Origin of the sequence: Streptomyces sp. NPDC056231 (assembly GCF_048270745.1) — a bacterium.
Classification (GTDB): domain Bacteria; phylum Actinomycetota; class Actinomycetes; order Streptomycetales; family Streptomycetaceae; genus Streptomyces.
This window is the reverse complement of sequence record NZ_JBLVKW010000023.1, coordinates 43,379-66,986: the sequence shown is the minus strand read 5'-3', so window position 1 is coordinate 66,986 and position 23,608 is coordinate 43,379. Positions and strand designations below refer to the sequence as shown.

The following is a 23,608-nucleotide window of genomic DNA, read 5'->3' as shown; positions in this document are numbered from 1 at the left end:
GGCGCGGCGGACCGCACCACGTCGCGGAAGGTTGTGGGCAGGTGCGGCGTCGTTCGCGCCGGTCCGGCGACGGCGGGCGGGGGGCGGGGTCATCGGGTTCCCTCCATGAACAGGGCGGTCTCGGCGTCGACGTCACGCAGGCTCCACAACGTGGACCATGCCTCGACGTCCTCGCACTCGTCGTCGTACGCCTTCAGTAGCGAAGGGATACGACTTCCCCTCTGAGGCTCGAACAGCAGGCCGCTGTGGATGTCGGCCTCGGCGCACCACCACTCGACGAACTCGTCGAAGGCCCGGGACACGGGGCCGGTCTCCTCCCGGGTGACCGAGTTCACGCGTTCCAGAAGGATCGACTTGATGCGGCCTCGGAGCACGTGTTCGTAGGACTCGACCTGGCCGGCGCCCTCGTTGGGCCGGGCGGCAGGGATCATGATGCGGGCGAGGGCGACGATCACCGCATGCAGGCCCCGCTCGCGGGCGCGGGCGGAGAACGGTGTGACGGAGGTGGACTCGACCTCGCGGTACAGGGCCGAGTGGAAATGTTGGAAGCTCTCGTAGTGGGAACGGTCCCGGGAGCGGGCCGAGTTGAGCATGACCGCGATCAGGCCGGGGTGCGCGCGGCCAACCCGGCTGGTGGCCTGGATGTACTCGGCGGTCGTCTGTGGCTGACCCATCACGGCCATGAGACCGAGGCGGTCCACGTCCACGCCGACCGCGATCATGTTGGTGGCCAGGAGGACGTCCACGGTGTCCTCGTCGGGCAGTCGTTTCTCGATGCCCTTGAGTCGGGTGGGGATCTCGCTTGCGTCGATACGGCTCGTCAGTTCCGAGTAATTGGCGACCGAGCGAACCTTCACCCCCTCGCGCTCGGCGAGCAGTTCCAGATAGGCCACCACGTCGTCATGGACTTGTAGTTCGGCCGCGGACAGGAGCCGGAGGCTGTTGAAGTAGCCGACGAGACTCCAGTACGCGTCGCGCACTTCGTCCTCGGTCTTCGCCTGCTTGGCCCGGTGCAGCAGGGTGGCGTACGTGCGGATCAGCAGGGTGGACTGGCTGGTACCGGGGGCCAGGAGGCCGACGTAGCGGCGGCTCGCCTTCTCCGCGCGCGGTGTCTCCACGGCGAACCACGAGTCGCGGGCGTCCAGACCGGCGGGCGGGAACTGGCGTACTTCGCGGGCAAAGAGATGACGTCCCTGGTCGGCGGCGCGACGGATGGTCGCCGTGGAGGCGATCACCTTGGGGCGGTCGGCGAGAGCGTCCACGGCGGTCTCGTAGAGGCCAGTGAGCGTCCCCAACGGGCCGGAGATCAGGTGGAGTTCGTCCTGGACGATCAGTTCAGGGGGAGGGGTGCCGTCTTCCGGGTCGTCGTCGCGGTTGAAGAGCGCGGAGGTCGCGGGACGCCATGGCATCGAGGCGAACTTGTCGACGGTAGCGATCACCAGGGTCGGTCGCGCGTCGTACACCGCCTCGTCGATCAGGTGGACGGGTAGGCCGTCGGCGAAGTCGCAGCCCGCGCCGGGGCATCGGACATGCATCCGCTTCGCGTCCTCGTCGATGTCGTAGTTCCGCGCGTCGAGGCGGGTCCCGCACCAGGGGCAGGCGTGCAGTTGGACGGGATTCTCGGTGGCGAGGCGCTTGTCGAGGTTCCTCCGTAGTTCGTCGAGCTTCAGGCCTGCCACTGCCAGCGTGTTGGGGGTGGCCGAACGTCCCACCCACATGCCGACGGAGAACTCCTCACGGCCCAACTCGGGGGTACTGCGCCGCATGTGTTCCATGGCACAGAGCAGGATTGCCGCGCGCTCGAACTGCTGGAGGGTGAGCAGCCGCAGTGTGTAGCGCATGAGGACGGTGACACCGCCGCCAACCGCACCCTTGCGGATGCGACGCAGGAACGACGTGAGGGCGATCAGCCCGAGGTAGGCCTCCGTCTTGCCACCACCGGTGGGGAACCACAGGAGATCGGAGACCTGCCGATCGCGGTGCGCGCGGTCGTCGATGCCGGCCAGGCAGAGCAGCACGAACGCGATCTGGAAGGGGCGCCAGTGACCGGCGGCCGGGTCGGGGGCGCCGACGCGTCCGTCCTTCACCCACTTGCTGCGGGCACGCTGGTCCGCCATGGCGCGGTTCGCGAGGCGGAACGCGCGCATGAGATCGGGCTCGGTCCGCAGAAGTCCGATGCCCTCACGGATTCGGTCGAGCGCTTCGCGGCAGGCCGTCACCTGTTCCCGCGCGGGCTTCTCGTGGGGGCTGCCCGTCAGAGCGTCTGCCTCGGCCGACTTGCGGTCGATCCAGTGTTCGTACCCCGTGGCAAGCCCTTCCAGAGCGGCCAGGACCTCGGAATCGGACTTCTCGGCCAGCCCCAGCATGGACAGCGTCGAGCTGTCGATCTCCGGGTTGGAGTCGGTGAGTAGCACGTCCACGGTGGGCACGAACTGGCTCCGCACCTCGGGGACGGCGGGCGGTTCGGTTTCGGTCACACCGATCGGCGACGGAGCCCAGTCCCACTCGGCGGCGCAGCCGTGGCCGACCGCGAAGGTCGGGGCGTGGCGGTGCAGCAACCGACTCGTGGCGATCTCCGGGTCGTGGTCGGCTGCCGGGGCGGGACGCTCGACGAACGCGGTGGAGCCGTCGGCGGCCCGGACCGTCAGACCGCATTGGAACAGGGAGAAGGCGTCCTGGAGATCCCGCTCGCCGACTTTCTGGGTGTTGATCAGCGTGACCGTGACCGTGACCGTGCCGGTGGTCCGATCGAGACGCCGGACGTTGACGTGCAACGCGGCTTCCGGGGCGAGCTTGATCGTCGTCTTCGGATCCGGCCGGGTCACGTCGATGGTCTGGTCAGGGAGGGCGAGTTCCTTGCGCCGCCATCGCTCCCGCTGGTCGGCGGTGGTACGGGCCTCGGCGCGGCGCGCCGGGGCGGGCCTGCCGTCGGCGTCGGTGGGCTGGTAGACGGCCGCGTGGGCCGAGACCACGATCGAGCTGCTTATGGTCGGGCGGACCGCGAAGGTCAGACCCATCGAGGAGGGACGCCTGTCCCCCGCGGCGCCGACATCCTGAGCGGTGCCGGACTCCTCGACGTCGTCGCGGGTGAGCAGAGGGGCGGTGTCCAAGCCGTCGTGTTCGTCGGCGTCCTCGTCCTGCCGCTCCTTCGCGGCCCTGTCCGCGGCACGCGGATACAGCACGCCGGTCAGGTAGCGGTCGATCGGCGCGTCCTGGGTGAGAACCTCGCCTTGATCGTCCGGCTCGGCGTCCTTGGCGGGGCCCAGGAGTTCACGGCGGAGCCCCACCAGGAGTTCCTCGTCCCGGACTCGGTAGTGTTCGGAGTATCGGCCTGCCACCCGCGTCATGCGCGCTGCTCCTCGTAGTTGTCGGCTCTCCGGTACCGGCCGATGCCGGTGATCCGCGGGACGATCCACACGCCTCGCTCACCGAGACCGGCGTTGGCGCCGGCGGCGGTGCTGCCCGTCACGGTCTCCAAGATGTCGATCCGCAGGCCGTGGATCTCGTCGGGCCACCAAGGGTCCCAGGTGCGGTTCACCTTCTGCACCTGGAACAGCTCCTCGCGGAACCTCCGCGATACCTCGCCGATTTCCCACCCTTCGTGCACCAACGCGTACGGAGGGCTCTCCGCCTCACCCATCGGCAGTTCGTGGCGCCTGCGCAGCAGCACCTCCTGGCCGGGACGGACCTGTTCCAGGAGATACGCCTGGGTGGCGACGGCGTCCGTCTCCTGGCCGGGCGGGTCGTCCCGGTTCACGTCGCCCGCCTCGGCGACGATCCCGTACCTGTCGTACGACCGCCACGACCCGAGGTAGCGACGGCCGTGGCGTCGGCTCCCCGCCCTCCTGAAGAGTGGCAGTTCGGGAGGGGCCACGTGGTACAGGTCCTGGCGGGCACGTGTCATCGCCACGTACAGGGCGCGGGCCTCGGCGGGCAAGTCCAGCTCGTCCTGGTACCGCTTGTGGAGTTCGGCGAGGGGCGGTGGCGTCAGGACGATCACCCGGTCGAACTCCAGGCCCTTGGCTCGGTGCACCGTCGAGACGACGATGCGGGCGGTCTCCGGGTCGGCCGCCTCGTCGGGGAATGAGCCCTGGGCGACCACCCGGCGCAACCGGTCCAGATCGAGCACACCGCGCCCTGCTCCGCGCGCGGCCCGACGCAGCACCGTCCACAGGGCGGCGGCGTCGGGTTCGTACGGGAGAGGGATTTCCGCGAGGAGCGTACGGAACCTGTCCTCGGTGAGGACGGTCGCCTCCGTGCGGCGCAGCAACTCGGCCACCCAGTACGGCACCGGACGCTCCTCCAGCGGGCACCGCAGCCGGTGGTCGATGCCGTGCGCGCGCAGCAGGCCGGAGACCACGAGGGCCTGCTGGTTGTCGCGGGTGAGGACGGCGGACGTGTCGGAGAGGTCCCGCAGGCCTTCCAGGGTGAACTCGTCGTCCAGGCCGCCCATGCTGTTTGCCGGATCCAGGAGGAGGTCGCGTAGTTCGTCGTAGAGCGTTCCCGCCTCGTCCGGATCGCTCAGCTGTTGGAGACGGGGGCCGAGCGCCAGCGCGACCCGGGCCTCGGCGGTGGTGGCCCGGAAGTTACGCGTGAGGTGCAGCTCCACCAGGTCGTCGGGGTAGGAGCAGCGCAGCCAGTCGAAGAACCGACCGGTCTCGTCGGTGCGTTCGCGCACGTCCTCGATCTGGAAGCCGTACACGGACTGGGCGGCGTCTCCGACGACGGTGAAGCCGCAGCTGTCCTGGTACCGGTCGAGAAGCGTCTCCACCAGCTCGCGGCGCCCACCCAGCAGGTCCTGCACCTCGTCGATCACGACATGGGCGGGCGGGACCGCGTCGCCGACCTCCAGCGCACCCTTCTCGATCGCGCGGGTCGCTGCGGCGATCCGCTCGTCGAAGCCGACCGCTCCCCAATCGCCGTCGGGATGCGCCTCGAGTAGTACCTCGTAGGCCCACGCGTCGAATGTACGGGCGCGCACCCGGTGGGCTCGTTCCCCGTGCACGGAGATCCGCTCGCGCAGCTCCCGGGCCGCGGCCCGGGAGAAGGTGAGCACCAGGATCTCGGCCGCCTCCAGTGCCTGTTCTGGGTCCTCGTGGCCGCACAGCGCGTCGAGCCGGCGCACCAGGGTGTGGGTCTTTCCCGCACCGGCACCCGCGGTGACCAGGACACGAGCGTCCCAGGGCTGCTCGACCACGGCCAGTTGCTCGTCGGTGAGCGGAGGGCTGTCCTGGTAGACGTCGGTCACTTCCGGCTCCAGAGATGCTCGAACTGAGTGAAGGCGAGGTGCGTTTCGAAGTTGGCGATGTTGTCGCTGACGTTGAGGATCAGGCAGCTGTCCTTGCCGCCGTTCCGTGGTCCGCGCAGTCCGCGACCGATCATCTGCTGGTACACGTTGGTGCTGTAGACCGGCCGGGCCACTACCACGGCACGAGTGGCCGGTGCGTCGAATCCCTGGGTGAGCACACCGTAGTTGGTGAGGACCCGGATACGTCCGCTTCGGAAGTTCTCGATGCGAGTACGACGGTCCTGCGCACTGGTCGTCGAGTCCACGGCGGCGGACGGGACACCCCGATCGTTGAGCAGGGCGGCCAGGTATTTGGCGTGGTCGACGGAGGTGGCGAAGAGCAACGTCGACCAGTTATCCGGAAGTTCGGCCACCGAGTCGACGATGCGCCGACTGCGCGCGTGGTCGTCGGCGAGCCGCTGTTCGGCGGCGCGGGAGAGCATGGCCATGCGATCGGCGTGTGTCTTCTCGTCCCGTGTGAGTTCGATACGACCGCCCTCGAGGGTGCGGTGCTCGACCTGGGCGAGCATCCCCCAGTCCTGGAGGTCGCGATACGGGTTGCCCGACGGGAAGACTCCTTCGTCGAGTCGCCGATTGCCGAAGCGGCTGACCAGGCGGCGGGTCTCGTCCTCGTTGGTGTTCCGGAACGGGGTGGCGGTCAGGCCGAGCAGATGCCGGCCGGTCTCGTACTGGGTGAGTCCCAACTGGCCCAGGATCTGGGTGTATCGCTTGGAGATGGCCGTGTGTGCCTCGTCCACGATCACCAGCGCGGCCTGGCGCAGCCAGGCGTACTGGTCGATGCTCAGGCACCGTTCCAGTTTGGCGTCGGTGGCGACCACCAGGTGCGGGTGGTCGACGACGTTCCCGACCTCATTGGTGCTCCACAGCCGACTGATGGTCAGCGGCCGCTCGGCGCCGACCTTGCTCCAGACGAACTTCCAGCTTTGAACGGCTTGTTCACACAGCTCCTCGGTCTGTGCGATCCACAGCAGCGGACCCTTGAGGTCGCCGACCCGTTTCACCCAGCGGATCACGGCCTCGGCGGTGACCCGGGTCTTGCCGGCGCCGGTCGGCAGCGACAGCATGCCGCGCTGGGGCGCCAGTCGGTCGAGCATGGTGGAGATGTTCCGGACCAGGTCCTCCTGGTACTCGTGGAGGCTTGGGAAGTCCCGAGGGCCCTCGACGGTCTCGAACGAAGGCGGAGACGGAGCCCGCGAACCGGCGAACGCGACAGGCAGCCTCAGTTCCGAGACGAACGCGATGGCTGCCGATGAACCCCCGTACGCGACCGGGGCGTTGGGGAAGCGCGTCTGGATGTCCCGAGCGTGCTGCTGGAGCACTCCGTCACCGTGCGCGTTGAACGCCATCTGCGCGATCCGGCGCCCGGACGGCTCCACGCCGTCGGTCGCCTGCAGTTCGGCCTCCATCAATCCTTCGGGAAGGCCGGTCCGGAGCGCGTCGGAACTGATCAGCAGCTCGATCTTGGCCACCACGTCCTCGGCCTCGCGCACCGCTTTCTGCGCCGCCTTCAGTTCGCTGTCCCGAGCCATGCGGTCCTGGTGCTCCAGCACCGCACGGCAACCGGCAGCGCCGAGACCCAGGCCGAGTTCGCGGTCGATCAGGCGCAGCATCGGCTCGGGGTCCAGAGGAACGCGGATCTTGACGGTGCTGTCCTGGCGCACGGCGTCCAGGGGGGAGGCGTGCGTGCCGTTGGGTGTACGGGTGACCTCCTCCAGTTCGCTGCACCGTTGCACCATGCTGTTCCGGTTCCCGCTGTTCAGGCGCTGCCGCAGGGCAGGAAAGAGCTCGACCAGTGGGACAGGGTCGCCCTCCGTCACTTCTCGGGTCTCCCGGCTGATCACGTCGGCGTAGCGGAGCATGCCCCACTTCTCGATCATCAGCTCGGCGTCCTCGGCGGTCGGCACGAGCAACGCCGGGAGCTGCTCGGCACGGAGCGCCCGGTATTGAGCGGCTCCGACGGCGAGGGTGATCTCGTCGTCCGGTCGGGTACCCCACACGTCGCCGATCCGGCAACGAGTCAGGGAGTCCTCGGGGAAGTCCGCGCCGAACCGGGTCAGCATCACGTAGGTGGCGCCCACGAAGGAGTCGTCCTCGCTGCGGGTCACCTCGTCGAGGAGCGCGTCCCAACGGTCGGCGGGAACATCGTCCACGGTGGTCGGGAGTCGCAGCCTGCGGGCCTTCTCGGGAGAGATGTCGGCGACCGGCAGCACGTCTCGATAGTCGGCGAGCTGGGGGCCGACGGCCTCCTTCAGCGGCTTGATCCCCTGGGAGGTGGCGATCGTGCCGAACTTCCTCAGCATCCACCGGATCGGCGATGGAACTGCCTGGCGGGTGCTGGTCTGTGCGCCGATCTGACGCGTCCAGTTGTCCACCACGGCGTCGTCGGGCAGCACCTTCAGAAAGGCGGCGCGGGATTCCTCCGAGAGAGCGCGGAAGAGGTGGAGCGGGCCGCCGATCGCGGCGCCCTCGACCTTCATCCGGTTCAGCGCGGGGCGCGGGGCGCGACTGTCCAGGCCACGCAGGTAGGCGGCGTGGAGGGCTTCGCGGTACTCCTCGAACCACGCCTCGTCCGCCTGGGGTTGCAACCCGCCGGACGGTCGTTCGCGTAGACCGACCTGCGAGAAGAAGGAGGTGTCGTCGGAGTGGAACGCCATGTCGACGGCGATGCCGGGGTCACGCTTGGCGTCGACGACGGCACCTGGCAGCATGCAGTCCTCGACCGGCCGGAATCGCCGGTCGGCGGTCCGCACACGGAGCGTCGAGCGCGGCGTGGGCACCCGCTCCAGGACCTTGTGGGCCAGTCGGCGGACCCCGGCCTGGCGGAACAGCTCCCAGAACCGCTCCCAGTCCGATTCGCTGTAATGATCGAAGCCCTGATCGAGAACGCTGTCGAACCGGCCCTCGACATCGGCCTCCCGAATGCCCAGGACGTCGAGCGCGTGCGCCAATGAGGGGTCCTGGCCGAGCTCGTCGACCACGTACACCAGGGACTCGCGCAGTCCGCCCTGGTCGGCGCGGCGGTACACCTTGCCGTGCACAGGGGCGACGAGACCGTGCTCCTCGGTGAGGACGATGTGGGCTTTGCGGGCCTCCTCGACGAACGGGGAGCGGACCTCGACCATGTCGGCGAGAATGCGGACTGCGGTCGCGGACGCCTCAGCGGTGCCACTCTCGACGAGGGCCTCCAACCAAACGCGAACGTCTGCTCGTTGGTGCTTGGCCGCACCAAGGATGTGTTCGACCTTGCCGGAGCGCAGAGAGTCCGCCTCGACGCTCGGGTGCAGCCAGTTCGACGGACGGTCCGGGCATTCGTGCCACAACCGCAGCCAACGGAGGAGAGATTTCGATTCCTTCTTCGGGTCCTTGGGACGAGGGTGTACCCGCAGTTCGGTCGGCACGCACAGCTCGCCGTTCTGGTCAGGAAGTGACGCGTGCACTGCGGTACGCATCCAGATCTCTTCAGTCAGGAACTCGTCCGCCCAACTGATCGCCTCCTTCGCGCGGCCGGGCAGCAGTGGGAGGTAGGCGGCCGGGTCCTCGACGGGCGCCAAGGCCGGGAGCGAGTCGACGACCAGTTGTGCCGCCGCTCGGATCATCTCCTGGTTGAAGGGGGAGGAGTCGAGGAGATTCTGCCGGTCCTCGTTCGTCTTCCAGGCGCCGTTGAGGATGCCGCTCAGTGACATCTCGTACTTGGTCGGGAAGAAGGACCAGAACTTGCCTCGTCCGCGCGATCGCGGGCTGACGTACAGGCCGCTCTCCGGATCCTTCTCCAGGGTCGGGACGCCCCAGGAGAGGTCGAGCGAGAGCCGGTCGTGCAGCTCGCCGGCGTCGTCGCGGGCTGCCGGACCGGGCTCGTGGGTGGTGGTGAACACGCGCCACCGGTCCGTGGTGGCGACCTTCCCGGTCCGCTCCTCGACCACGGTGTGCAGGTCGCCTGTCTGCCGTGCGGTCAGCGTGCGGCGGGCCACGGGTCGGGGCCGGCGGTCCTCCAGCACGACCTTCGCGACGTGTGGAGAGAAGAGTTGGAAGCCAGCCGGGAACTCCTCGCGGGGCTCGCCGTGGTCCTTGGCACGACCGCCGTGCATGTCTCGGCCCAGCCGGTCGTCGGCCTTCTTGAGCAGGGGCAGGCGAACGACGGTGGTGGCCCAGTCCAGCAACTCGTTCAGGACGTGATCGGAAGCGCGCTCGGCCTGCGCGTCCAGAGGTCGGGCCATGCGCAGCACGGGGGCGTCGAACTCCGGGCCGTAGCGCGCCGTCACGCCGGACACGGCCTTGATCTGCTCGTACGACCAGGCACGGTCGAATCCGAAACTTCCGGTCTTGCTGAAGAACTCCGGTGCGTCGGTCACCACGAGAACCGATTTGACGCCCACCCCGAAACGCCCGATCTGGCCTCCACGCTTCTTCGACATGCTCATCCGGAGAATTGTCTCCGCGCCTTCCGGGGTCACCGGATTACCTTCGTTCGCGCAGTACAAGTGATTTTCCGTGAGGACTACACAAACTCGTCCGCCCGGCTCGTCGGATATTTCATCGGCCGCGTTCTGAACGAGCTCGAAAAGCTGGCGATCGCCATATCCGCCCTGGGTGATACGGCGCTCGCCATTGGCGTGCTCGGCCACGAGACCGGGGTCCACCGCGTAGGTTTGCAGGACGCGCGAGGACTGTTCGAGAACGGTTTGGACTACGGAAGAAGGCGAAGGCGGCACTGCTCTGCACTCCTGAGTCGTGAAAGTTCCGAGTGAAATGTCAGCGATGGGGCCGGCCGCGCCGGCTTCGATGAAGCCGGCGCGTGCCTGTCGTGGTGTTGGTGTATCGGCGTCGCAGTGCCTTCGCGAGCGTGAAGGCGTTGGGAGGGTCCGGGTCTTCCGAGAGGAACGGCTTGGGGCTGTGACCTGCTCCGTTGGTTGTCACCTTGCTCAGGTCGTGGGGAACTCGTCCGGCGGCAGACCGGGAATCCCCCCGTCGGGGAAGTCCTTCTCGGACAGGTCACAGTCCTGGAGAATCTCCACCACCTCGGCCTCGGTCTTGGCCACGTTGATTGCCAGTTCGAATGAACTCATTTCCCGAGATGAAAACAAAAAGTCGTTGTATCCCTGCTCAATCATGAATGGCACACCCCTATTCAGGTTGCACAGGGGTAAATTTGGCACACGTCCCCCGCGAAAATGGATGACATCGATACTGAATCCCTCGTTGGGATTCTTGTTGGCCGAGAACACTAGCGGGCGTCGGCCCGATGCTGCCAGCCCTTTCGTCGAAATACTTCTGCGGTGGTGGAGTGGCGACTTGGTGTGTGCCTTGATCTCCTGTTGCGGGGCTGAATTTGGGTGCACTTCTCCCCCGGGTCGCCCAGCCTTCCCGATTTCGGGTTTCGTGAGCGAGATGGGATCCCCATCGTCAATAACCGTATCGAGGTTCACTCGAAGGTGCAACCTCAACTCTCGTTCCTTAGAAGGGAGTTGGGGGTTCCATTCATGGAAGTTCCGCATACGGGGCGACGCTTGGGCATTCAGGGCAACTTGGACACCGAGTTGAAGGGATCTCGGCGATGGAGTCGATCAACTGTTGGTTGACGCTTCCGCGCGTGTCAAATTAACCTCGTGGTCCACAGCACACACGATCTGCATGGACTCCGAGGAAGAGCAGGTGACGCGTGGAGACAGGTGAGGAGTTCGGGCCTTGGTTGGCCCGACAGCTCAAGCTCGCAGGGAAGACGCAGGCCGAACTGGCCGATGAGCTCAAGCTGACTCGGGCCGCTGTGTCCGCGTGGATCACCGGCAGGTCGACTCCTCGCCCGACCGTCATGACGGACATCGCCAAGGCGCTGGGCACGGATGTGGGTACGGTGCACACCCGCACCACCGACACCCAGGCCGGCCTCCCGGTCACCTGGTACCACCGCCCCGGCTACCCCGACGGTGGTCGTGACCTGGGCAATGCCGCCGCCTTCGCCTTCGATGCCGACGTGCAGGTCCTCGCACGCGAGACCTGCCAGAACAGCCTCGACGAGCGCCGGAAGGAGACAGGCCGCCCTGTCAGGGTCCGCTACACCCTGCACGAGCTGACGGGGAAGTTCCTGGAAGACTTCCGCGACGCGATCCTCTGGAACGACCTTTTCCCGCACTACTCCGCCGTCTCGGAGACCGCCGGGAACCAGAAGGTCGGCCGGGTCGTGGACGCCGGGGTGCGCGACATGTACGAGAAGGGGCGCCTCGTCCTGCTGCGCGTCGACGACTACAACGCGTCCGGGCTCACCGGCGACGACTACGAGGACGGCAAGTTCGCCGCCGTGATCAGACGTCAGTTGGAGAGCCTCAAGTCCGGACCCGGCGCGGGGGGTTCGTACGGACTGGGGAAGGCGACGCTGTGGGCCACCAGTGCGCTTGGCCTCGTGCTCGTCAACTCCACCCTGTCGGAGGCCCACGAGGGGCGTACCGAGCGGCGGGTCATCGGCCGCCTGGAACTTCCCTGGCGGGAGGTCGAGGGTGTGCCGTACGCGGGTCCGGCCTGGCTCGGACGCCCCGACCCCGATACCCCCGGTGCCCAGGTCGCCCGCTCGTGGTGGGCGGACGAGGAGACCGTGGCCCGTCTCCATCTCACCCGGGACAGCGACGAACCGGGCACATCCTTCCTCGTCGTCGGTGCTCAGGACGTGGCCAGCCTCGACGAACGCTCATCCCAGGACGATGAAGAAGAGGACATGGACGGGGGGGAAGGGGAAGGCGGCGAGGACACCCGCGACATTCGCAGGATGCACCGCCGTCTGGTCGAGGCGCTGGGGCGCGACTTCTGGGCCGCGATGACCGGTGGGGGCGGCAGGCTTCCGCTCCTGGAGGCATCTGTCCGCACGATGCGCAACGGTGACGTCGTTCTGGAGGAGGAGCAGGTCGACCCTTCCGTCGAGCAGCCTTCCCGGACTCGCGCCCTGCGGGCGCACTACGAGGGCGTCACTGTGGATCGGCTCACCGAGGCCGGTCAAGTGGTTGCGCAGAGCATTCCGCTGAAACTGCCGCTGTTCGGAGGCGGGAAGAGCGGAACCCTCGGGACGCACCAGGCGGTCCTGCTGGTCACCGATGTCGTGAGCGACGACGAGGAGAAGAAGAACGGGCCGAAGAACCAGATGCATTCGCTACGAGGCAACCGTATGACCGTCAAGAGGGCATTGGTCCCGAACCTGCCTGTCGGCACCAATTCATTCCAGGCCGTGCTCCTGGTGGGCGAGGCCGCCGGTGAATCGGCCCCCTTCGCGACCGAGGCCGAGGAGTTCCTGCGGGCGGCGGAACCGCCCGAGCACGACCGGTGGGGGCAGACGGAAGAACTGGCCCTGCGCTGGTCGCCCTCGGCGTATCGGCGGATCAACTCGTTGACCACCGAGGCCAACAACGCTGTCAAGGAACTCGTCGCACGACCGAAGCGCGGCGGCGGCGCCGAGGGCGGCGAGGCCCTGCGCAAGGCGTTGACTGTGAAGAAGAAGCCGAAGGCCAAGGTGCCCACCGGGCCGGTGGTGCCGGAACTGGAGGCACTCGACGCGACGATCGGCGACGAAGGAGAGTGGCGGATCATCGCGGAGGTGAAGATCCCGCGCGGCGACGAGATCGTCCCGATGGTGCCGGTCGCCCAGTTGGACGTGCGCTCCGGTGGTCGCCCGAAGCTCGACTGGGCGGAACTCGTGGCCGTCGAGGGCTGTGAGGTGGAGGACGGGATCCTGCGTTTCCCGCCGGGCACACGACGCGCGAAGTTCCGTGGCTGCACCGACGTCACCACCCATCCGGTCAGGGCGATGTTCACGAGCCTCGTCCTCGAACTCCATGCCGGCAAAGGGGAGTGACGCGTGAAGTCCTACCCGTACGATCGGCTCAAGCGACCGGTCACACTCAGGGTGACCTCGGTCTCCCTCAAACTGCCCGACGGCACCCGGGATCAGTTGGAGACCACCGCGTTCTCCACCCAGCGGCAGGCCGTCGCGCTCGGCATCGCGGGCCACACCGACTGGGTGAGCGCCACGATCGGGCTCTCCGCGACGCTGCCACCTGGTGCGAACGCGCCGGATGCCGCGTGGTCCGAGCTGCGCGTCCTTGCCGTGGTGACCGATGGCGAGACCAATGCACGCACGTCCACGGATCTCATGCGGGACACGGAGGACGGCCGGGACTGGTCGGGCTCCGTCGAGGTGCTCCGTGACGACCACCTGGGGCGTGCCTCCCTCGCCGCGTACGCGGTGGGGACGGTGGCCGGGGTGCGGGGGCGGTCCATCGCCGAGACCGACCGGAGCTGGGTCGTCGACACGGTCTCGGACGATCCGGTCCAGGAGCTCCGACTGGAGGTGCGGAGAGCCTCGTTCAAGAAGAGTTCGCGGGAGTGGTTGCAGACGTATGCCGATGCGCCCTGGGTCGTGGACGCTTCAGCCCGGGTCCCGACGGTGTTCGTGAACACCGACGTCGAGGGGATCCTCGGACTGCTGGACAGCAACGGTTCCGCCGTGGAGAGCAAGGTGCGTGACCTCTTGGTCGCCCAGATGGCCACCGACGTCTGGACGGCGGTGTTCCACGGTGCCATCGGCGACCTGGAGGTGGAACCCGGCGCCGGTCCGGTCTTCCCGACCGACTGGCGGGGCGAGGTGCTGCGGGAGATGCTCCCGGACGTGGTCCCCGGCGTACACGTCGAGGAGGCGCTACGACAGGTGCACCGCCGCCGCACCGGCGACTCGGGCTGGGTGGAACTCCAGACCCGCATCCACTACGCGGCGATCCGCCGCGCCGATGCCACCAAGGCCCTCGCCTATGTCATTCGCGGGCTGGAACAGATGAACCGGGAGAGCGAGACGTGATCACCAAACCGAGCCATGTCCCGGAGCGCCTGGCGCTGCTCGACTCCTCGGCCGCCGGCCCGTTTCTCACCGAGGGACTGCTCAACGGCGAACAGGTGCATGCTGGCCTCGACCTCGCCAAGGTTGTCGAGCTGCTCCCGGAGGACGACGCCAGATGGTGGGTCGAGCCGATCCGAAGCCTGGTGGAAGATGCCATGTTCGAGTTTCGGGAGGACCGCACCCGATCCGACGCATGGCTTGCGCCACGTCTCCATGCCACGCTGCGCCTGACACGGCGAGAAGCAGCGGACAAGCGTCTGTGGAACCACCTCGCCCTGGCGGTGGCCCCTGATTACGTTGCCTGGCGGCACCTGTCGGAGCCGACGGCGACAAAACCGCAAAGGCGCATCGCCGCGGAGCGCTTCCGGGGATCTGCCGACCGGCAGTGTTTCTCACGCCTGTGGTGGGCAGCTGAGCTGTTCAGGAATGGGGCGGACTACGAGCCGGTCGCGGCAGCCTGCGGAAACCAGGACCTCATCCACAGCGTTCTGAAAAAGGAGATAATCGACCACCGTCCCACTGCTCAGGCCATGGTCCGCCTGCTGAAGAACGGACTGGTCGCCAGGGGGCGAGAGGTCGACGGCCTCAGCGTCGCGATCAACGCGGCCGGTGCGACCCTGGTCTACGACATCCTCGCGCCGGACCAGCCCCGCGACCCCGTCCATCTGCGGGACTGGATCGCAGAAGCGGAATCGGCGCCACCGGTCGACCGGTACGCACTCCCAAAAGGGCCCGACGAGGACCCCGTCCCGGAGGAATCCGTGGCCGCGCTCACCAGCTACTTCGCGGAACTGTTCGAAACTGCGCCGGTCAGAGACAGGAAGAGCGGGGATTGACCTGGTGCCGTGCTCGGGCTACTTCGCCGACACCTTCTTGTTCTTGCGCGGGCGCACGGAAGACGGCGGCGCCACCTGGTCCTTGGGCTGCGGGCACCTGTCGGTGCAGGCGTCGGCGGTGCCACAGCCGATGCCTCGCAACTTGGCCCGCTGCTCCTCCGTGGCCGGCTGCCACGGCTTCCTCAACGTCTCCGGGGCCAGCCTGGGAAGCCCGAGAGCGGAACTCAGCAGGTGTGCACCGAACAGGGGCGGTACGGCATTGCCCACCTGCTGGGCCTGCGCCGTACCCGACCACGGATAGTCCGGCGGGAAGCTCTGCAGCATCCCCGCCTCGTTCATGCTGAACCGCGGGCCCTCGTAGACGATGTTCTCGTCGAGGTGCTCGAAGACCACAAAGCGGGAGATGCGGCCGGTGACGGTGGTGGCGGGCTGCTGGTCGGTCCGAACTCCACGCCTCCCGGGGTTCCCGGAACTGCCGTAGTTCGAGCGGACCAGGAAGGGAGCGACACGTCCCGGATGCGCTCCCGCCGGGTTCGCGAGGGCATCGCGCATCGACCTCCAGGGCCGCAGGTCCGCGTCGCTCTTCGACGAGGTGGTGTCCTCGCAGAGGGTCGGCTGATGGACCTGGTCCGCGTCCTGTCCGGGTTCGCTCGCTCCTTTCCTCCGGTTCCATTCCTTCGCTTCGTAGGAGCGGTGGGTCGGGGCGGGAAGCGTGGGCTCGCCGAGCCCCTCACGCCGAGCGATCAGCACTGCGCGGGATCGCGTCTGCGGTACCCCGTAGGCCTCGGTGCGGAGGACGCCGACCACGACCTTGTACTTGGTCTTGTCGGGGAGCCCGGTCTCCTCCAGCACCTTGGCATAGTGCTCCCAGAGCGGGGCCACCGCGGGGACCTGCTCCAGGACGATGACGTCGTAAGGGCGGTTCTCCCGGTTCGGGCTCCGGGTTGCCTGAATCGCGTATCGGAGAGGTTCCAGAACCAACGCGGTGCGTGGATCGCTGAGAGTCTTGAGGTCCTCGTCGATCTTCTGCTCGGAGTCGCCCGCCATCAGCCGCTCGATGTACTCCTTGACCCCGTCCAGGGCTTGGCGCCCGGCGCCGTGCCCGGCCACCGAGTACGTCTGACACGGAGGGCCGCCGGCGAGCACATTGATCTCCGGTGGCAGCGACTCGAAGGCGTCCCTGCGGACCGCACTCACATCGGCGTGGAGGGTGTCCAGCCCAGCGGTGTACCGCGTAAGGCACGCGCTCCTGTCCCACTCGATGCCGAGACTCGGGATGTCGAGCGCGTGCCCGGCGACATCCAGCCCTCCGGGACCTGCGAAGAGGTCGAGGACGAAGGGCTTGCCGAGAATGGGCTCGTGGGACGCCGTGCTGGTCATGTGGCGGAAGTCTAGCCGGCAACGGGGGGCGTCGGATCCCCGTGCAGTGCCACGGCGACGGCTCGACCCAGAGCCTTTCCGACGGGCGGCGGCGTCGCGTGGCCGACCTGGCGGTATCGGGCGGTCTTGCGCCCGGCGATCTCCCAGGATTCTGGAAAGCCCTGCAGCAGCGCCGCCTGTTCCGTCGTGATTTTCACCATATTGTCTCTGCCGCGCTCGGGAGCCCACACGAAGTCCGAGCCAGGGATCTCGTCACCCACGGTGTGACCGTTGACACCCATGGTCGCCCATTTGCGCTTGGCGCCCGTAGGCCCCAGGTCGGCGCCGCCGCGGTTCTTCGAGCCGCCGACAAGTGTCGGAGCCGGTTGATCGGCTTGTGCGGCCCAGCGGGCGGCGTCCTGCCAACCGCGCGAGGCCATGGACCGCCCCAACGCGACACCGACCGTCGTCGGCTGCCGCACGGTCGGTGCAGGCGCTCGGAACGACTCGGCCCGCCGCCGGTCGACGGCCATCAGGAGGCCCTGCTTGCGGTTCTGCGGTACGCCGAAGTCGACAGCGTTGACGACGAACCAATTGCACTCGTATCCCAGGTGGGCCAGCTCGGCTCGGGCGAAATCCCGGAAGTGCTGATACTTGCTCGAGTGAGCGAGCCCGGGAACGTTCTCGATGAGTACTGCCCGAGGCCTGATCGCATGGACGAGATAGACCGTGGCCTCCAACAGCCGCTCCTCCACACACGAATCCGCCCGCCTGACGGTCGCACTCGACTTCACTCGTGGCAGGCCGGCAGAGAGGAGATCCACGTCGTAGCTCACGGGGTACTCGGCCGGGTCGAAGTCCAGCAGGTCGGTGTGAAGCACGTCCCACCGGGGTCGGTTGGTCCGCAGAGTGGTGACGGCGAGCTCGTCGTCGTCCAGCAGCAGTCGCGGCTCGAATCCCGCTTGCTCGAGCCCGAGAGCGAGCCCGCCGCCCCCGGAACATACGTCCACGAAGGTCAGTCCACTCATTCTTTCCTCCCCCTCGTTCGTTCTGTTCGGCGCCGCTTCACAGCGGCCTCCACCCGTAGGGCCACTTCTTCAGGGGCTTCGTGCTCCCAGAACCGGAGCACGGTCCACCCCTCCGTGGTCAGGTGCTCGGTGGTCTCCCGGTCGCGGGCCATGTTCCGGTCCAACTTGGTGCGCCACCAGTCCGCGTTGGCCTTCGGCTGAGTGGCGTGCTGAGGGCATCCGTGCCAGAAGCAGCCGTCGATGAGGACCGCGACCTTGGCCCGGGTGAAGGCCACGTCGATCCGTCGCCGGGGCATGCCAGGCACGGGGTACTCCACGCGATAGCGCAGCCCGGCGGCGTGCAGCAGCCGTCGCACAGCCAATTCGACTGCCGTGTCCTTGCTCGCCTGCCTGCTCATGCGGAGGGAGACGCCGGGAGAGGAAGGCGTCACGATGTTCACTGTCGTCGAGCCTCACGAACGCATGTAGTCACGATCGATTATCGCCGCTTCCGCCCTGGTCGAGTCGATCGCACGGAACCGCACCAAGGGACGGTCGCCCTGAGCCGTCGACGGCGGGGCGACGAAGGCGAAGGCCATGACGAGGTCACGCGGATCGACCGATCCGTCGGACAGGATCCGGGGTTCCGATTCCACCACGGGATAGAGCACCAGCGCACCCCGACGTGGACGGACGTTCTGCTCGACGGCCGTGTTTCCAGTCAGGTTCGGGGCCCCCGCCAGGCGCTGCGCCGCCGCGACGTGCTTGGGGTCTCGGATTGCTCCGAACACAGGCCCGCGGCGGCGCTTGCGGCGTGCGAGGGAGAAGGGGCCGTGCCCCAGGATGCGTGCCTCGTTCCGGCGGGCGGACGTCTGCATCGGAGCGATCACGTACCAGTCGTCGATCGTGCCCGGTTCTCGTCCGGCGTCCAGCAGGAACTCCAGGTGGGGCGAGAACTGCTCCGGGGCGGACCAGCGCAGGTCGCACAGCACCGTGAGCAGATCCTTGTGCGACACCGTGCCCACCCGCGCGTCGTACTGCGGGCTGCCGTCCACGCAGAGCGAGACGGGAGCATCCGACAGAGCTCCGAGGACCGGTACCCAGCACTCCGTGTTGTGACGCAGGGCGTCGGGGTCCTCGGGGTAAGCAGTGGGCTCCTCCCAGACGCCCGGCGACCGCGCCTCCACCAACTCCGCATTGAACATCTTGTTCCGAGCCGACGGCTTGATCCACGGCAGGTGCTGGGACACCAGCGGCGGGATTTGAGCCGGTGTCACCTGCGGCTTTCCGTCGACCAGTTCCGCGTACCGCGACAGCTGGGAGCGGAAGGTTTCCTCGTCGCGGCAGATCGCCTCGAAGGCCTCGTACAGGTCGGCGGTCTGCGTCTTCGTCAGTGGTTCCTCGCGGCCGATGTAGAGGCGGACCAGGTCGCGATAGCCGGGGCGGAAGCCGAACCAGCGGCCCATCTGCATCAGGGTGTCCGCCTGGCGGGTGGTGCGGCGGTAGTGGGTGACGGTGAGGCCCTCGACCGTGAAGCCACGGGACAACTTCGTCCCGCCGACCAGGATCTTCCAGACGTTCGGGGTGCGGTCGAAGTCAAGGCCGATCTGGGAGAAGTAGCGGTCCGTGTCGCCGTTGACGACAATGACGGGGGATCCACCCGACGACACGAGCTTCTGCGTAGTGGAGATGTATGTCTTGAGCTCCTCGTACGAATCGGGCGTGGGAAGATCATCTGCTGCGTACTTCCGGAAGTCGGCGGCGAACAAGGCTTCCAGTCGCGCGTGTCCACTGCGGGACTTGAAATCGGCGTTGTCCCACATTGTCTTGATGCGCAGCGCGAGATCGGCGTGGTCGTCCATTTTCACCGACTCGTGTACCAGCATCGTGTGGTGCCGGAACGGGTCTTCCGGGACCCCGTGATCGATGCGGTACAACTTCAGCGCACCCGTGAGGACGAACGCGTCCATCGCCTCCTGGAGGCGGTCGCCCGTGTCCTCGTATATGCCGCGTACGTGGGTCTCCTCTGCCGCGCCCTCGCCGTCCAGGTCGTGGAAGTCCTGCACGCCCATGTAGCCGGACGGCCGCGGCAGGGAGATCAGGAAGTCGCGCGGGAAGATGTCCTCGCCGTCGCTCGGGTCGATGAAGACGTTCGCGAACGGGGTGGCGGTGTAGCCGACGTACTGGGCACGCGGGAGGAGGCTCAGGAGCTGGGAGATCAGGCCGTTGATGGCCGTGCGCTGCGTCTGGGACGACTCCCACTTCTTCGGGTCGGACGTGTTCACGGATGCCTGGTCGGACTCGTCGTCGATGATCAGGGTGGGGATCTCGCGGAGGATCGGGCCGATCTTCTTGAGGTCCTTGACCAGGTTCGTCAGGACGGACTTGTTCTTCTTGACGACCATGACGCGAGCGGCCGCGCGATGCAGGTTCTCGGGGACGTACAGCGGGAGGTGCGGTTCGCGCTTCTCGATCTCCAGGGCGCGGATGCCCTGCAGAAGGCTGCGGTAGTCGTTGTCCCGGGTGGTGAGCCGCTCGATGTTGAACGGCCGGTGGCCGTGGCTGACGAACTTCTTGGGCCAGTCCTCGTCGTCCTGGTAGTCGATGCCGACCAGGGCGTCCAGGTCCGAAGGGTCGGCGCCGCGCAGGATGTTCTCCCGGCCGATCAGTTCCATGTCCAGGCGGCGCTGGGTCTGGCCCCGGAGGAGGTTCAGGGTGCCGCCGAGGACGATGACCAGGCGGTAGCCGGCGTCGATGGCTTTTGCCGTGACTCCGGTGAAGTTGGCGGTCTTTCCCGACTGGACGTAGCCCACGACGAGGCCGCGGGCGCCGTACGCCTCGGTGCGGGTGGGGTCGGAGAGACGCTCGACCACGGCGTGGCTCGCCTCGTCGAGGCTGGAGACGGCCGCGTCCGACCAGCCCTTGCGGCGCAGGAGTTGCTCGTATGAGTTCCAGTAGAAGGAACGGGCGGCGGCGGTGTCGCGCGAGTACCAGGACGTGAAGTCCTTGCTGATGACCGTCGCGCCGGGCTCCTTGAACACCGGGACCGCCTCGTCCAGTGCCTTGCGCAGGTCGGGTCCGAAGCCGAGGCGGGCGTAGGTGTCCGCGCGGCGCTCGTCGGTGCGGGCGGCGGCCGTCGACCAGTCCGCGTGTTCCGCGAGGTCCCAGGCGGTCAGTGTGCGGTGCCAGAGCGCGGTGAGCTCGTCGCCGGGGCCCGCGGCGACGATACGGTCCCGGAAGTGCCCGAAGTCGGTGTCGGCGGGTTCCTCGGCTTCGGACAGGACGAAGGCCAGCTTGGCGAAAGGCTTGGGGCCCCGGCGCATCGCGCCCAGGACATCGCCGTGCAGGTTGTAGAGGTGATCGGCAGCGTCGGTCATGGCGTAAAGGCTCTTTTCGGCGGGTCAGCGGGAGAGTTCGCAGCGGGCGGCGGTCACCAGGACGCTGTTCCACAGGGCGACGTTGTCGGTGTGGACGGCCCGCACCCGTTCCTTCTGGAAGATCTCGTTGACCATGAGGTAGAGCATGCTCTTGACGACCGGGGCGTCGTTCAGGCCGCCGCGGCGGCCTCCGTTGAAGGCCTGCCGGTACTCCTTGTTGAGCCTGACCTCCCGCTCCTCCCGGTCGAGTTCGAAGAAGACCTCCGACGGCAGTGTTTCCCAGCGGAAGGTGATCGGGTCCTCGCCGTCCAGTTCCGGCAGTTCGTCCCGGAGGGCGCGCTTCAGCCTCGGGTCGAGGCCCTTGCCGGCCGGGATGACGGCCTTGCGGGTCGGTTCCGTGGAGCGGCGGGCCGCCTCCCGGTACGTCGTCTCCGCTTCCTGGAGGTACGCGGCGAATGTGTGGCCCTTGTCGTCGGTGGCCTGTTCGAGACCGCGTGCGAACGCGGGCGTGACCGTCACGCCGTCCTTCTTCACCGTGAGGCTGAAGACGTCGTTCGGTTCGGTCGGCAGGTCCACGGCGATCCGGGCCAGGGCGAGGTGGCCCTCGGCGCTGCGGGTGCTGTTCCAGCCGCCCGCCTGGACGAGCCGGTCGTTGCGGTAGATGTAGAAGCCCTGGCGTTCGGCGAGCGGACCGATGCCGCGGAAGCTGACCAGCGGCGACTTCGGCGGCCAGATGTGTGCGGTCAGCGCGAGCTTGCCGACGCCCTCGATCGGTGCGGTGTACGTACGGGGGTAGCCGGCCCGTCCCGGCACCCGGTAGCCGAACGGGTCGAGCGGCTCGACGCCGCGGTGGTCGAGCTCCTCCCTGGTCCGCACGTCCTCGACGACGATGTCGACGTTGAAGCCCTCGCGGGCCAGGAAGCGGTGCAGATAGAGACCGAGATGAGTCTCCAGCTTCTCGATCGCGTCATTGAGGAACCGGTCGGCCTGACCGGTCGTCACGGTGTCGAAGGCCCGGACGTGGTCCCAGCGGACGATCGTGCCGTGCCACTCGACGATTCCGTCGTAGCGGTCGACGAGGTCCTGGCAGTAGCGAGGGTCGACGACGTCGCACGTGAAGTCGGCCTGGGCGCGGGCTGTCAGCCAGCGGCGGCCGGTGGATGGGCTGCGCTTGGTCCGGCTGATGACGGTGAGCGAATCGGCGTGCGAGAGGGATGCGGCCTTGAGGCCCGCCCCGAAGTGGCCGAGTGCGCTCTTGGCGTACCCCTCGCGGCCGCCGACCGTCATCGCGGTGTCCAGCGCCTCGTCGTTCATGCCGCATCCGTCGTCGACGACGAGCAGGCTGACGAGGCGGTCCTCGTCCCGGAGGAAGCTGATGACGACGTTCCGGGCGCCCGCGTCGATGGAGTTGTCGACCAGGTCGGCTATGGCCGCCTCGAAGCCGTAACCCTGGTGTGTCAGCGATTCGACGTAACGGGCGGCGGGGGGAAGCCGCTTGCTGCCGGTCGTCGGGATCTCGTACTGCCAGTCGCCGGAAGGCTGATAGGGCGTCATGAAGGCTTCCTCGCGCACACAGAGCTGAGACCTGCGTGGGTGAGGTGCGGCCCTGAGATCAGTGGATGGAATGTGATGATATTGCAAAGGTGGGGCACTGGGGGAGACTTCTCGCAGAAAGAGCGCCGCATTCCGCCTGCTCGTACGCCCAAGGGCCCCGCCGAAGCGGGGCCCTTGGGATGTATCAGTTGTCGTCCGTGCGTCAGCGCCCCTCGGGCAGACGCTCATGCGCCCCCGTGGCACTCCCGATATGCCTGCCCCGACCCGCACCAGCACGCCGCGCTGCGGGCCGGCGGCCACGGGACCGCGCGGCCGCGGGCCGCGAGGGTGGTGGCGTACTGGGGGAGGAGGTCCGGGTCGGACGGTGACGCGGCCTCCGAGGCGGCGAAGGCCTCGTACGACGGAACCGTGCCGGTGACGATGCCGAGGTTCGGGGTCCCTGCCGCGTGCAGATCGCGGAGAGCGGCCTCCAGGCGGGTCAGGTGCTCGGGGTGGGACGGGTACTCGGTGCCCAGGGCCGGGTACGCGGCGAGGAGCTCGTCGAGTTCCGCCGCCGTCCAGTGCAGGACCGCCACCGGGAACGGGCGGGACAGAGCCGTGCGGTAGGTGCCCAGTTCCGCGCGGAGGCGAATGATCTCGGCCTGGAGCTCCTCCGGGTCGGACGAGCCCAGCGACCACAGGCGCTTCGGGTCGTGGAGCTCGTCCAGCGGGACCGTGGCGCTGTGGAGGGTGTCGGCGAGCTCGTCCCAGGCGTCGTGGCCGAGGCCCATCAGGCGTCGCACGCGGTGACGGCCGAACAGCAGGGACTGGGTGGCGTACGGGACTTCCTCGCCCGGAGCCAGGAGCAGGGTCAGAGAGGCCGAGAAGAAGTCGTGCGCCGAATCCAGCTCGTCGTGCGATTCGAGGGTCTCGGCCGCGATCCTCCAGGGGGCCGCTTCGCGCGGTCCCGCCGCGCGGAGGCCGTCGATGATCGCGCGGGCCTCGGCCTCGTGACCGTACTCCCAGAGATTCGCCGCCTTGAGGGCCTTGATCAGGTACGGGTCGGCGGGATCCGCGGCGAGCAGCTCGTCGTAGAGGGTGGTGGCGCGGGGGCGCTGGTCGGCGAGCTCCAGGTGGGCCGCGGCGCGCAGGAGCAGTGGCTCCCGGTCGTCGGGGTACTGCGCCGCGGTGCGCAGCAGGCGCTCGGCTTCGGCGATGTGGTCAGCGGGCGTGTCGGGGCGCATGAACCACACCGTACTGCTGTACGGCTACTGGGCGGAGGGTTGTTCGGGCCCTGGTGAGTTACGGGTCGTGCCCTT

13 protein-coding genes are annotated in these 23,608 nt (G+C 68.0%); 3 read left to right on the top strand and 10 right to left on the bottom strand.

Features of this window, described 5'->3' with window-relative positions; translation table 11 throughout:
- Positions 1 to 89 precede the first annotated feature (89 nt).
- From ACNPQM_RS19550 to ACNPQM_RS19535, 4 genes are all read right to left on the bottom strand, one after another.
- A complete protein-coding gene (locus tag ACNPQM_RS19550; protein WP_418085008.1) occupies positions 90 to 3,347 on the bottom strand; it encodes a helicase-related protein in 3,258 nt (1,085 codons plus the stop codon).
- On the bottom strand, positions 3,344 to 5,248 hold the full coding sequence (locus ACNPQM_RS19545) for a UvrD-helicase domain-containing protein (RefSeq protein WP_418085007.1): 1,905 nt from the start codon (positions 5,246 to 5,248) through the stop codon (positions 3,344 to 3,346). Before ACNPQM_RS19545 ends, ACNPQM_RS19550 begins: the two co-directional genes overlap by 4 nt.
- Entirely contained in the window at positions 5,245 to 10,017 is a 4,773-nt protein-coding gene (locus tag ACNPQM_RS19540; protein ID WP_418085006.1) for a DEAD/DEAH box helicase family protein, read from the bottom strand. The genes ACNPQM_RS19545 and ACNPQM_RS19540 overlap by 4 nt, the downstream gene beginning before the upstream one ends.
- A gap of 210 nt (positions 10,018 to 10,227) precedes the next feature.
- Entirely contained in the window at positions 10,228 to 10,371 is a 144-nt protein-coding gene (locus ACNPQM_RS19535; protein WP_418085005.1) for a hypothetical protein, read from the bottom strand.
- Positions 10,372 to 10,964: 593 nt separating this feature from the next.
- On the opposite strand from ACNPQM_RS19535, the gene ACNPQM_RS19530 reads away from it, so the two are divergent.
- The 3 genes from ACNPQM_RS19530 to ACNPQM_RS19520 are packed head-to-tail and all read left to right on the top strand — an operon-like array spanning position 10,965 to position 15,013.
- Positions 10,965 to 13,139 (top strand): helix-turn-helix domain-containing protein, encoded by a 2,175-nt coding sequence (locus ACNPQM_RS19530; protein ID WP_418085004.1) that lies wholly within the window; start codon positions 10,965 to 10,967, stop codon positions 13,137 to 13,139.
- A gap of 3 nt (positions 13,140 to 13,142) precedes the next feature.
- Positions 13,143 to 14,138, top strand: a complete 996-nt coding sequence (locus ACNPQM_RS19525; protein ID WP_418085003.1) for a hypothetical protein — start codon at positions 13,143 to 13,145, stop codon at positions 14,136 to 14,138.
- Positions 14,135 to 15,013, top strand: a complete 879-nt coding sequence (locus ACNPQM_RS19520; RefSeq protein ID WP_418085002.1) for a DUF6339 family protein — start codon at positions 14,135 to 14,137, stop codon at positions 15,011 to 15,013. The genes ACNPQM_RS19525 and ACNPQM_RS19520 overlap by 4 nt, the downstream gene beginning before the upstream one ends.
- An 18-nt stretch (positions 15,014 to 15,031) precedes the next feature.
- On the opposite strand, the gene ACNPQM_RS19515 is transcribed toward ACNPQM_RS19520, so the two are convergent.
- From ACNPQM_RS19515 to ACNPQM_RS19490, 6 genes are all read right to left on the bottom strand, one after another.
- Complete coding sequence (locus tag ACNPQM_RS19515; RefSeq protein WP_418085001.1) at positions 15,032 to 16,393, bottom strand: DNA cytosine methyltransferase; 1,362 nt, start codon at positions 16,391 to 16,393, stop codon at positions 15,032 to 15,034.
- Between the two features lie 11 nt (positions 16,394 to 16,404).
- The gene (locus ACNPQM_RS19510; protein WP_418085000.1) at positions 16,405 to 17,400 is read right to left on the bottom strand and encodes a DNA cytosine methyltransferase; all 996 of its coding nucleotides are present in this window, start codon (positions 17,398 to 17,400) and stop codon (positions 16,405 to 16,407) included.
- Positions 17,397 to 17,798 carry a very short patch repair endonuclease gene (locus ACNPQM_RS19505; RefSeq protein ID WP_418085044.1) on the bottom strand — a complete coding sequence of 134 codons (402 nt, stop codon included), beginning with the start codon at positions 17,796 to 17,798 and terminating at the stop codon, positions 17,397 to 17,399. The genes ACNPQM_RS19510 and ACNPQM_RS19505 overlap by 4 nt, the downstream gene beginning before the upstream one ends.
- Before the next feature lie 54 nt (positions 17,799 to 17,852).
- Positions 17,853 to 20,756 (bottom strand): Z1 domain-containing protein, encoded by a 2,904-nt coding sequence (locus ACNPQM_RS19500; protein ID WP_418084999.1) that lies wholly within the window; start codon positions 20,754 to 20,756, stop codon positions 17,853 to 17,855.
- 24 nt (positions 20,757 to 20,780) lie between these two features.
- Positions 20,781 to 22,310 (bottom strand): ATP-binding protein, encoded by a 1,530-nt coding sequence (locus ACNPQM_RS19495; RefSeq protein ID WP_418084998.1) that lies wholly within the window; start codon positions 22,308 to 22,310, stop codon positions 20,781 to 20,783.
- A gap of 224 nt (positions 22,311 to 22,534) precedes the next feature.
- Entirely contained in the window at positions 22,535 to 23,533 is a 999-nt protein-coding gene (locus tag ACNPQM_RS19490; protein ID WP_418084997.1) for an SEC-C metal-binding domain-containing protein, read from the bottom strand.
- Between the last annotated feature and the right edge of the window lie 75 nt (positions 23,534 to 23,608).

Excerpts from the sequence above, each read along its gene's own strand:
- ACNPQM_RS19535 (WP_418085005.1), bottom strand. The coding sequence starts at position 10,371 with ATGAGTTCATTCGAACTGGCAATCAACGTGGCCAAGACCGAGGCCGAG.
- ACNPQM_RS19490 (WP_418084997.1), bottom strand. The coding sequence starts at position 23,533 with ATGCGCCCCGACACGCCCGCTGACCACATCGCCGAAGCCGAGCGCCTG.
- ACNPQM_RS19495 (WP_418084998.1), bottom strand. The coding sequence starts at position 22,310 with ATGACGCCCTATCAGCCTTCCGGCGACTGGCAGTACGAGATCCCGACG.
- ACNPQM_RS19550 (WP_418085008.1), bottom strand. The coding sequence starts at position 3,347 with ATGACGCGGGTGGCAGGCCGATACTCCGAACACTACCGAGTCCGGGAC.
- ACNPQM_RS19505 (WP_418085044.1), bottom strand. The coding sequence starts at position 17,798 with ATGAGCAGGCAGGCGAGCAAGGACACGGCAGTCGAATTGGCTGTGCGA.
- ACNPQM_RS19515 (WP_418085001.1), bottom strand. The coding sequence starts at position 16,393 with ATGACCAGCACGGCGTCCCACGAGCCCATTCTCGGCAAGCCCTTCGTC.
- ACNPQM_RS19500 (WP_418084999.1), bottom strand. The coding sequence starts at position 20,756 with ATGACCGACGCTGCCGATCACCTCTACAACCTGCACGGCGATGTCCTG.
- ACNPQM_RS19510 (WP_418085000.1), bottom strand. The coding sequence starts at position 17,400 with ATGAGTGGACTGACCTTCGTGGACGTATGTTCCGGGGGCGGCGGGCTC.